Genomic DNA, 11119 nt, shown 5'->3' with positions numbered 1-11119 from the left:
GTCTGACAGCAACCCGTTTGGTGCGGGTGCATACACTTATCAGGCATTTGATTCCATCAATCCATTGCTCCGCGAGCTCGAAACCCTGCAACTTGACGGCACCCACAAGTTTGGCCCGGATGACCGGCAGATCAGACTCGACTGGATGGCCGCCCGCAGCAACGCGCTCGAAGACCGCCCGAATGGACGAACCTTCTCCTTCTCCCAACTTGATTTCGCCGATCCGAGAATTGCCGCATCAGGCGATATCTATCAGCCATCACTCGGCACCCAGCTCACCGTAGCGGACCCTTTTGGCAGCAACCCGCCACTGGTGGAAAGTTTCAGGGAAAGCCTCAAAACCGAAGAAGAGTCAGTCAACGAATCAATCGACCTGACGATTCCCGCGTGGAAAGAATCCGACAGCGCATTTCTCGATTTTAAAATCGGAACCAATCATTTCGTTCGGGACCGGGAAGTTCGCGGACGCTTATTCACCTACAATGTATCTCCGACACTCAACAACAGGCTGCTTGGCGGTGGCGGCACTTACGGTGTGGACTACCGTGATGGGATTGACTCCCCGACCGAACCGGATGGCAGTGACCGCTTCCTTGGTTGGACTGGTCCCCAAGCAAACTCGTCCTCGCCGGACCTCATTATCTCCGAAGCCACCCTACTCGGACGAACGGTGCGCAACGTAGACGCAGGCAACGAAATCGATGCCTATTACATCATGGCCAACGCCGAACTCGCCGGATGGGGATTGACCGGCGGAGTCCGACTGGAAAGCGAGGACCGCTACTATCAGGTCCTGCCTCGACTCAACCCGGTGTTCTTCGTCAATGAAGAGCGCGTCGTCACCAGCAACGACTACGCTCTCCCGGGCATCACCCTGTGGCGGAACTTCGGGCCAAGTGACCAATTCAAGACGACCTTCGCTTGGTCTCGTACCGTGGCGCGTCCGACTTTCTATGAATACGCCCCGGTGGAAATTCAGGATCAAAGCACCGGCGACATTATCGTCGGTAACCCAAATCTCACTGATACCCTGATTACCAACTTTGACCTTCGATTTGACTGGCTGGCCACGGACAGCGACCGGATCTCGATCAACTTGTTCCACAAGTCGATGACGGATCCCATCGCTCAGTCCTACGCACTTGAGAAAAAGACTTGGGTGAACGGCGAATCAGGAACCCTCACGGGTCTCGAAATCGAGCTTGCCCGCCAGCTTGGCGCGGGATTCAGCCTCACATCGAACTATACCTTCATTGATTCGCTCCTCAGATACGTGCAGCAGATTAATTCCCAAGGACAGAGCCAGGTGGTGGACAGCACATTCGAGGGCCAACCGGAGAACATTTTCAATCTGATCCTCGGCTACGATCACGAAGAATGGGGCCTGCGTACCAGCCTCGTTTACAACTTCACGGACTCATACCTGGTAGGAGTTCCCGCTACGGTGGAAAGCCCATCCATTGTACGCGATCCCTATCATTCACTGGATTTTGTCATCTCCAAATCCTTCAACGCTTGGAACTGTGACGGAAAGGTCACACTTAAAATCACCAACCTTCTCGATTCCGAGGATACAGAAGTGTTCGCACCGACGGAACTGGTTTACAGATCCTATTCCCCGGGCCGGAGTCTGAGCTTGAGCGCGGACTTCGCATTCTAAGCGTTTAATACCAACAAAACAAAGATACAACCTATGAAAAAAAAACAATACCTGTGGCTTGGAGGCTCGCTGATGTTCGCCGCATCCGCACTTCAGGCTGCTGACGTCAACGTCACCGCTGACATCACCACCAACACCACATGGACGGCGGCCAACGCCTACATCCTCGACAAGTCGATCTTCGTGAAGAACGGCGCCACGCTCACCATCGAGCCCGGCACCACCATTCTTGGCACGAAGAATGTCGCTAACAACACCTACGGTTCGCTCATCATCACCCGTAACGGCATGATCATGGCTGAAGGCACTGCCGAAGCACCGATCGTGATGACCGCCAAGGCCGATCGTGATGCAGAACTCACCGCAGACCCTGACGACGACCTTGATCCAGAAACTGACGGCGGCCTTTACGGTGGCTTGATTATTCTTGGATCTGCGCCGATCAACTATTATACGGGCCCATCCACCAACGCCAATGAGTTCAGTATCGAAGGCTTCCCTGCCGGTTCTTCCTCCGACATCCTGTACGGCGGCAATGATACTGCTGACAACTCGGGTGTGGTGAAATACATGTCCCTCCGCTTCGGTGGTTACGTCTACGCCTCGGGTAAGGAAATCAACGGCCTCACCATGGGTGGCGTCGGTTCCGGCACCACCATTGAAAACGTTGAAATCGTTGGTAACACCGACGATGGCATGGAAATCTTCGGCGGCACCGTCAACACCAAGCGCATCGCCGTGGCGTTCTGCCAAGACGACAGCTTTGACCTCGACGAAGGCCACCAGGGCTTCCACCAATTCTGGTTCGCGATCCAAAACCCCACCGGCACTCTTGGTGACCGTGGCGGCGAATGGGACGGCGGCAATGGCTCGGATTCCGTCCGCACCGGCACGCCATACACCACAGCGACCATCTACAACGCCACCTTCATCGGTGACTCCGCTACCGCAGGCGGTGGCAACCGCGGGTTCTTACTGGACGACTACTTCGCGGGTCAACTGCACAACTCGGTGATCCACCAGTTCAGCGGCGACGCGATTACCAAAGAATCTGACGGCGTCGGCAACGGCGTAGCTCCCCAGCCTATGCCCTCCGTGTTCTCCAACAACACTTGGGGCAGCTTCGGTGGCACTGGTAACCTACTGACCACGCTCAACGCAGCCGGATCACCAACCGGAACCGGCAACTCCGCTATCGGAACTGATCCTTTGCTGCGTGGCATCACCCGCACGGCAAATGGTGGTCTTGACCCACGTCCGAAAGGCAATAGCCCGCTTCTCAGCTCGACTTTGAGTGCCGCACCAGCCGGCTCGCCTGCAGGTTTCTTCGAAACCACCACCTACCGTGGTGCCTTCGGTGACACCAACTGGCTTGATGGATGGTCTTACCTCAGCAAGAACGGTTACCTAGGCAATGTGGTTACCGATGTAAACGTCACCTCTGACATCACCACCAACACCACCTGGACGAAGGACAACGCCTACATCCTCGACAAGTCGATCTTCGTGAAGAGCGGCGCCACGCTCACCATCGAGCCCGGCACCACCATTCTTGGCACGAAGAATGTCGCTAACAACACCTACGGTTCGCTCATCATCACCCGCAACGGCATGATCATGGCTGAAGGCACTGCCGAAGCACCGATCGTGATGACCGCCAAGGCCGACCGTGATGCAGAACTCACCGCAGACCCTGACGACGACCTTGATCCAGAAACTGACGGCGGCCTTTACGGTGGCTTGATCATTCTTGGATCTGCGCCGATCAACTATTATACGGGCCCATCCACCAACGCCAATGAGTTCAGTATCGAAGGCTTCCCTGCCGGTTCGACCTCCGATATCCTCTACGGCGGCACCGACGCTACCGACAACTCGGGTGTGGTGAAATACATGTCCCTCCGCTTCGGTGGTTACGTCTACGCCTCGGGTAAGGAAATCAACGGCCTCACCATGGGTGGCGTCGGTTCCGGCACCACCATTGAAAACGTTGAAATCGTTGGTAACACCGACGATGGCATGGAAATCTTCGGCGGCACCGTCAACACCAAGCGCATCGCCGTGGCGTTCTGCCAAGACGACAGCTTTGACCTCGACGAAGGCCACCAGGGCTTCCACCAATTCTGGTTCGCGATCCAAAACCCCACCGGCACTCTTGGTGACCGTGGCGGCGAATGGGACGGCGGCAATGGCTCGGATTCCGTCCGCACCGGCACGCCATACACCACAGCGACCATCTACAACGCCACCTTCATCGGTGACTCCGGAACCTCTGGCGGTGGTAACACCGGTATCTATATGGATGACTACTTTGCTGGCAAGCTGCACAACTCGGTGCTCCACCAGTTCAGCGGCGCGACAATCGTCAATTCGGGTGACGGCGTCGGCAACGGCGTGTCTCCCCAGCCATCCGCAGCCGTGTTCTCCAACAACACTTGGGGCACCTTCGGTCTTAGCACCGGTCTCGTGATCGGCGCAGCCGGTTCACCGACTGGAACGGGTAACTCCGCCGTTGGCACCGATCCGATGCTTGTAGGCATCAGCCGCACGGCAAATGGTGGTCTTGATCCACGTCCTAACCTCGCAAGCCCGCTGCGCAACTCGACCCTGAGTGCCGCACCAGCAGGCGCGCCCGTAGGTTTCTTCGAAACCACTACCTACCGTGGTGCCTTCGGTGACACCAACTGGCTCAATGGATGGACCTACCTTAGCCAGAATGGCTACTTGAGTGGCTACCCAGACGCAGGCAGCAGCACCGGTGCAGTCACTGTCGCCGACGCTGACAGTGACGGCATCTCGGACGCTGTGGAAACCGCCAACACCGGCTTGGGCTTTAACCCAGCCGTCAGTGACGCCACCACCGTTTTGGGAACCCTCAAGACCACGGCTCAGTTCACCGCCAACTATACCGCTGGCCAGACCTCGGTGACTGCCGACCCGAATGCCTTCAGCCTCTACAATACTGCTGACATTCTCGACCTCCGCACGGTGGGCCAAACCACGGTGCAGAAGGTCGGCAACACCGCCATCCTGTCCGTGCCGGTTCAGAAGTCGAACACCTTGGGTGGCTGGGTGCCTGCGGGCAACATGACCCTTGGCGTTGACGTCACCTCAAGCCCGACCAAGGAGTTCTACCGCCTGTCGGTTGAAGGCGCCCAATAAGCTCCGAATCTGACGAAATTGTCACACGGGGGCTGTCGGCAAATGCCGGCGGCCCCTCTTTTATAACGCCGCAACGCACGTCATGCGCATTCCAATTCAAATCATCTCTCTCGCTCTGGGCCTCCAGATCCACGCTCAGGAAGCCGCCGTCAGCCCCACCGAAGAACTTCGCACTTCCGTCCGCGAATGGGTGGAAACCATGCGCAAAATCCAGCTGGAGGAGAACGACTGGTCGCGCGACCAAGAGGTGCTCCAGAACTACAAGGAAGGACTCGAAAGCGAAATCACCACGCTCAAGGAACAGATCGCCTCCGCCAAGACCCGCAAGGAAGGTGGCGACCAGCAGTCGCTCGACAAGGTTTCCGAGAAAGACCGCTACCTGGCCGCGGAGGACGAGCTCAAGCGCCAGGTCCGGATGATGGAGGAGAACATGGCCGCCAAATTCCCGCTGTTTCCCGAGCCCTTGCGGAAGAATCCCAAGATCACTCAAGGCATCGAAGCCATCCAACGGAATCTGTTACTGCCTGCGGATGGCCAGACCGAGGAGATTTCAAAGCGACTCGTCACCATCACCGAGCTCATGGCCGACGTGGAGAAATTCCAGCAAGGCGTCCATGTGTTTCCCGAGCTACACACGGATTCCAAAGGCCACGAATTCAACATGCAGGTCGTCTATTTCGGCCTCGCCCTTGCCTATGGCGTCAATGAGGACGGCAGCTTCGCCCTGGCAGGCCGCGCCGGCGCGGATGGCTGGAAATTCCAGCAACGCAGCGACCTCGCCCCGCAAATCCTGAAACTCGTGATCACCGCAACCAGCGAGAAAGACGTCTCGTTCACCCATCTTCCACTTATCCAGCCATGATTCATCGCATCTTAGCCGCCGCCACCCTTGCCGTGGCCGGTTTCACCTCCGCCGGGGCGACCATCGCCTCGAATCCGAACGAGAGCGCCCGCGCGGCGCTCAACAAGGCTGTTAGCGAGCTTCAGAGCACCCAGAAGGAATACGCGGACCTCCGTCGCTCGCTTTACAACGATGTGAATCGTCTCGACGACGACGCCCTCTCGCTCGCCAGAGAGCTTCGCGCCCTCGAACGCGAGGAGGAACTGCGGACCACCAAGATCAAGGTCCTCGAGCGGGAACTCGAAACCCGCAAGGGCGGATTCACCTACACTTCGGGCCTGCTCAACCAGTATTCCAAAGCGCTCGTCACCCGCATCCATCCCTCCGAGTTCCAGCTCTACCGCGATCAGATCGCGAATCTCGACCAGAAAGCCTCGTCCTCCGTCGGCGATCCCGCGGCCGAGATGATCGAGCGGCTCAAGGTGCTGGCGCTTGGAATTACCCGCCTCGGTGCCATCGCCGGCGGACATCGTTTCGAGGGCAAGGCGCTCGGTTTCGCGGGCCGGGCGATCGAAGGCACCCTGTTTGTTGCCGGACCCTCCGTCTTCTTCGCATCCGCAGACAAGTCCACCGAGGGAATCTCCCCGCCGGCGGATACCGGCTCGGGGCTTCCCGCGGTGGTCTCTATCAACGAGTCCAACGGCGCGATCAGCCAGACCATCCTGTCGGGCAAGGGAGACCTTCCCTTCGATGGCACCATGGGCAAGGCGATCGAGGCTGAAATCAAACATCCGGGCGGCCAGAACAAGGCCATGGAACACGTCATGCTGTTCGGAGACATCGCCAAGAACATGATGTTCGACGGCTGGATCGCCATTGGCATCTGCGTGCTCATGATCGCGGTCGGATGGTCGGTGGCAGTCAAAAAGATCTTCTACCTGAATTCCATCCACAAGGGCAGCGGCGAGTTCCTCCGCCAGTGGCGCCTGCTCTCTTCGGACCTCACCGCCATCGACCACGCCTGTGGCGACAGCGTCCGCAGCTTCGGTGGCAACGCCAATCCGGAGTCGCAGGCGATGATCCAAAAATCCCCGTTCTATCAAATCTACCACATCGGCTCCGAGGAGATCAGCCACCGCCTCGCCCCGGGGCCGAATCAGTCGGGCGGACTCACCGCACGTTCTATCCAGGCCATCCGCGCCTCGCTGGATGCCGGGCTCGTCCAGATCCAGCACAAGCTGACCGATGGACTGATCTACCTGACGATCAGCATCGCCGGTGGCCCATACATCGGCCTGCTAGGAACGGTGGTCGGCGTGATGATCACCTTCGCCATCATTTCCAAGGAGGGAGAAGTGAACGTCAATGCGATCGCCCCGGGTATCGCCTCGGCCCTGCTCGCCACCGTCGCCGGCCTCATCGTCGCCATTCCCGCCCTGTTCGTTTATTCCTATCTGAACGGCCGGATCAAGAACACCACCGCGGAGATCCAGGTCTTCATCGACGAGTTCGTCGCCAAGATGGCCGAGTTCTATCCGAGCAAAGACTGATCTGTTTTCCATTCTCCTGTCCGAACGCATTCATACCACCCACCCACTCAAGCCATGGCCTCCGCAGACGATAAAAGCTACGACGATATCAACGTCACCCCGATGGTGGACCTTTACCTGGTCCTTCTCCTCATTTTCATTGTCATGACCGCCGCAGGCGTGAAAGGCGTGAAAGTAGAGCTGCCGAGCGCCAGCGGAAAAGCCTCCACCGACATCGGAGCGCCCAAGATCCAGGCCATCACCGTGGATCCGGAGGGCCGGATCTCACTCAACCTCACGCCGGTGTCATTGGAGGAACTGGAAACCAAGCTCAGCGCCCTCAAGGCCGCCACTCCCGATCTGCCCGTGGTCGTCCGTGGCGACAGCGCGGCGCAATATCAGAAAGTCATGGCCGTGGTGTCGCTGCTCGGGCGCTTGGGAATCGACAAGATCGGCCTCGCCACCCAAGCCAAGAAGTAAAGGGAAGCCCGTCAAGAGACGCGGTGCCGGGTGGTTATTAAACTCCCTTTCGCCGCGTCGGGCCGCCTGCGACTGATCCGATGTCCTCGTTCACCAAACCACCTGCCAAATCACGCCATCGATGGTTCATCGGCGTAATGTTAGCCATCGTCCTGATAGGCGGGGTGGCGAACCTGATCTTCAGCACCGGAAATCACCAGGCCGACGAGGAGGTCGAGGAATATCAGATCGTGGACATCACCGTCCCGCCACCCCCTCCGCCGCCGCCACCCGAGGAGGAGACAATGGAGGAACCCGAGGAGTTGGAGGAGTCGGTCGAGCCGTTGGAGATGGCTGCGAATGACGAGAATTCACCCGAGGACTCCTCAGAACTCGATCTCGGCATCGACATCGGCGATCTGGTGGCATCAACGGGATCCGGCTTTGCAATGGATATCCCCCGCTTCGGAAGAGGCTCGCTCGGTGGCGGCGATGGTGACGATCCTCTGGGTGGGGAAATGGACACTCCCGCATCACCGGTGAGCAAGACTCCCCCCACCTATCCGAGTTCCCTTCTCAGCAAGGGCATCGGCGGCCGCGTGCTGGTCAATTGCACCGTGGATGACAGCGGGCGGGTCGCAGGCACCTCGATCAAACAATCCTCCGGCCATCCGGACCTCGACAAGGCCGCGATCAACGCGGTGAACAAGTGGAAATTCAAACCCGCCAGCAAGGCCGGCCGCAACATCAAGGCCAGCTGCATCGTCCCCTTCAACTTCGAGGTGAAGAAAAACTGACGCCGAATCCCAATCTCAAATCCCAAATTTTCAAATCTCAGATTCCCATGTCCCGCATCCTCCACATCCTCGCCCTGATGTCCGGCGCGCTTTGCGCCCAGCCGATCATCCCGCCCTCGGACCTCTTCCGTGATCCGAAGTTCGTGCGCGATTTTGTCGGCTCCTACGGATTTCTATCCGAAGTGGAGCCGAAAGTCTCCGCCGACGAGCAAGCGGCGCTCGGGACCATCCGCGAGTTGTTCGGCCAATCGAAGTTCCGCGAGGCCGAGGCGGAGCTCGCCCGCTTCATCCAGGAGACCGAGAAACCCGCCGACCCCAAGAAGGCGCCCGCCGAGATCAGCCCGGCAATGGTCTTCGTGCTCGGAAACCTCTACTTCCAGGCCGACCGCCCGGACGAGGCGCGCCGCGCGTTTCTCGAGGCGATCCGCCGTTTCCCGCGCTTCCGCCGCGCCCACACCAACCTCGGCTATTTGTATATCTCCCAGAACAAGACCGACGAGGCGATGCCGATGCTCCAGAAGGCCATCGAGCTCGGTGAGAACTCCGCCCGCGTCTATGGCCTGCTAGGATACTGCCATTTGCTGAAGAAAAACGCCGTCGCCGCGGAAAACGCCTACCGCCAGGCCTACCTGCTGGATGCATCGTCGCGCGATTGGAAACTCGGCCTCGCCCAGGCTTTGATGGCCCAGGAGAAATACCCGGAGGCCGCGAGCATGGTTGGCACGCTCATCGAGCAGAACCCGAACGACAAACAACTCTGGCTCCAGCAAACCAGCGCCTACATCGCCATGGAGCGCAAGGACGACGCCATCGTCAATCTGGAGACGCTCCGCCTCAAGGGCATCGCCGATGAGGCCAACCTCAACCTGTTGGGCAACCTGCACATGGACCGCAACGAGCCGCAACTCGCGCTGCTCGCCTACCTCGCCGCCATGGACAAGGCCAGCGTGCTGGATATCCCGCGCGCCCTCAAATCCGCGCGCATTCTCAATGATTATGGTTTTCCGGACAAAGCGGAGCAGTTCATCGCCCGCATCCGCACCAAGAGCGGCGACAAGCTTCCGCCCGCCGATCTCACCGCGTTGTTGCTCACCGAGGTCCGCGTTTCCCAAGCCAAGGGCGAGGCGGACCGCACCGGTGCCTTGCTCAATCAACTCGTCGGACTCAATCCCGCCAATGGCGAGGTGCTCGTGGAACTCGGACGCCACAAGGACCTGCTGTCCCGCAATGAGGCGGACGAGGAGAAACGCGCCACCCTCGTCAACGAGGCGCGCACGAACTATCAACTCGCCGCCCGGATCGATGCGGTCGCCTATCAGGCAAATCTGTCACTCGGTCAGATGCTCGTTCGCGAGCGCCGCTACCCGGAGGCTCTCACCCACCTCCAGGCCGCCCTCACCCTCAAGAAGAGCGAATCCCTCGAACAATACACCAGTCGCGTCCGCCGCGCCGCGGACCGGGTGGAGGATCGGGAAAAGAAATGAGTGATGAGTTAAAAGTTATTCGTCCCATGAACCCCATCCGTCCCATTTTACTCGCTTCCCTTGTCTCACTGGCCCACGCCAACGAGGCGCTCGACATGCTGGAAGCCGACAAGAAGCCCACCGCAGCTCCGGCAAGCGCTGGAACCACCGCCGGAGTCCTCCGCGAAAACCTCGTCTATCCGGAAGCCGTCTGGCCCGAGTGGCAGACGCGCGCCTTCGATCCCGTCTGGGCGCGCGCCGTGCTTTTCGAGGATGATTCCAACCCGTGGGTCCAGCATGTCGCCATCACCGGCTTCTTCGAATGGCAGGCCGCTTTCGGCAAGGCCGAGGTCGATGGTGTGGATGCGACTCCTTCGAAAAATGTCGATATCGATTCTTCCCGCACCCGCCGCGCCCGGCTTGGCGCGCGCATCCGCGCCTTCGGCAACACCGATATCGAAGCCACCGGCGAGCTCGCCGGTAATGGCGATCACAGCGGCATCGAACGCCTCAGCGCCCGCACCGAACTGCGGCCGGACACCGGCGTCACCTACGGCAAGTTCCGCCCGCAATTCACCGCGGAATACCGCCAGGAACCGGAGTCCTCCCCCTATCCGGACCGCGCGATGCTCGTCAACATGATCGCCCCGGCCACCACGCTCGGCGTCCAGTTCGATTACCGCCGCAACGATTGGGAATACGGCCTCGGCTGGTTCTCCTCGGATTCGGATCCCTACATCCCCGCGCCCGGGGGCGACGGCATCCTCGCCCTCAACCTCGCCCGCACCTTTGTCGAACCAAGCGGCAACACGCTCATGCGCACCCGCTGGCACCTCGACTATCTGCATAACTTCGATGCCGGAAACTCCGACTCCATCCCGCGCTACGACATCGCTGGCCGGCGCTCCGCGAATGGCGGCCAGCTCGTTTCCGACAACCCCGCCTTCCGGCATTTGTTCTCGACCGGTTTTACTCTCGAACAGGATCGTTTCTCGTTTCTCGGCGACTTCATGATCGGCAAGGGCGACACCACCGCCTGGGGGCTCACGCTGGCACCCACCTGGTGGGCCGTGCCTGGAGTCGTCAAGATCGTCGGTCGCTATCACTATGCCGGCAGCGACGACCCAGGCTCACTCGTTGCAACCATGGGCGCCTCGGCCGACCCCTTCTTCGACAGCTCGCCGTTCTTCATCGGCGATGAATACCAT

Annotated in this window: 8 protein-coding genes; all 8 read left to right on the top strand. The window is 59.6% G+C overall.

Going from position 1 to position 11119, the window contains the following annotated elements:
• The coding region (locus tag AC4DF4_RS16075) for an outer membrane beta-barrel protein (protein ID WP_490049127.1) at positions 1–1660 on the top strand (1660 nt) is incomplete at its 5' end.
• Between the two features lie 33 nt (positions 1661–1693).
• Positions 1694–4822 (top strand): hypothetical protein, encoded by a 3129-nt coding sequence (locus AC4DF4_RS16070; protein ID WP_490049126.1) that lies wholly within the window; start codon positions 1694–1696, stop codon positions 4820–4822.
• A gap of 82 nt (positions 4823–4904) precedes the next feature.
• A complete protein-coding gene (locus AC4DF4_RS16065) occupies positions 4905–5684 on the top strand; it encodes a DUF3450 family protein (protein WP_490049125.1) in 780 nt (259 codons plus the stop codon).
• Positions 5681–7213 carry a MotA/TolQ/ExbB proton channel family protein gene (locus AC4DF4_RS16060; RefSeq protein WP_490049124.1) on the top strand — a complete coding sequence of 511 codons (1533 nt, stop codon included), beginning with the start codon at positions 5681–5683 and terminating at the stop codon, positions 7211–7213. The genes AC4DF4_RS16065 and AC4DF4_RS16060 overlap by 4 nt, the downstream gene beginning before the upstream one ends.
• Before the next feature lie 54 nt (positions 7214–7267).
• Positions 7268–7672, top strand: coding sequence for an ExbD/TolR family protein (locus AC4DF4_RS16055; protein ID WP_490049123.1), 405 nt, complete (start codon positions 7268–7270; stop codon positions 7670–7672).
• 137 nt (positions 7673–7809) lie between these two features.
• Positions 7810–8448: an energy transducer TonB gene (locus tag AC4DF4_RS16050; RefSeq protein WP_490049122.1), complete on the top strand. Its 639-nt coding sequence runs from the start codon at positions 7810–7812 to the stop codon at positions 8446–8448.
• A 47-nt stretch (positions 8449–8495) separates the two neighbouring features.
• Entirely contained in the window at positions 8496–9932 is a 1437-nt protein-coding gene (locus tag AC4DF4_RS16045) for a tetratricopeptide repeat protein (RefSeq protein ID WP_490049121.1), read from the top strand.
• Positions 9933–9958: 26 nt separating this feature from the next.
• A partial coding sequence (locus AC4DF4_RS16040) for a porin (RefSeq protein WP_490049120.1) occupies positions 9959–11119 on the top strand: 1161 nt, incomplete at its 3' end.

It is taken from the genome of Luteolibacter sp. (assembly GCF_058122085.1).
The sequence above is the reverse complement of the archived record's forward strand: the minus strand, read 5'-3'. Positions and strand labels throughout refer to the sequence as shown.

What these genes read in the sequence shown, in the direction of transcription:
- AC4DF4_RS16060 (WP_490049124.1), top strand. Translation starts at nt 5,681, where the DNA reads ATGATTCATCGCATCTTAGCCGCCGCCACCCTTGCCGTGGCCGGTTTC.
- AC4DF4_RS16045 (WP_490049121.1), top strand. Translation starts at nt 8,496, where the DNA reads ATGTCCCGCATCCTCCACATCCTCGCCCTGATGTCCGGCGCGCTTTGC.
- AC4DF4_RS16065 (WP_490049125.1), top strand. Translation starts at nt 4,905, where the DNA reads ATGCGCATTCCAATTCAAATCATCTCTCTCGCTCTGGGCCTCCAGATC.
- AC4DF4_RS16050 (WP_490049122.1), top strand. Translation starts at nt 7,810, where the DNA reads ATGTTAGCCATCGTCCTGATAGGCGGGGTGGCGAACCTGATCTTCAGC.
- AC4DF4_RS16055 (WP_490049123.1), top strand. Translation starts at nt 7,268, where the DNA reads ATGGCCTCCGCAGACGATAAAAGCTACGACGATATCAACGTCACCCCG.
- AC4DF4_RS16070 (WP_490049126.1), top strand. Translation starts at nt 1,694, where the DNA reads ATGAAAAAAAAACAATACCTGTGGCTTGGAGGCTCGCTGATGTTCGCC.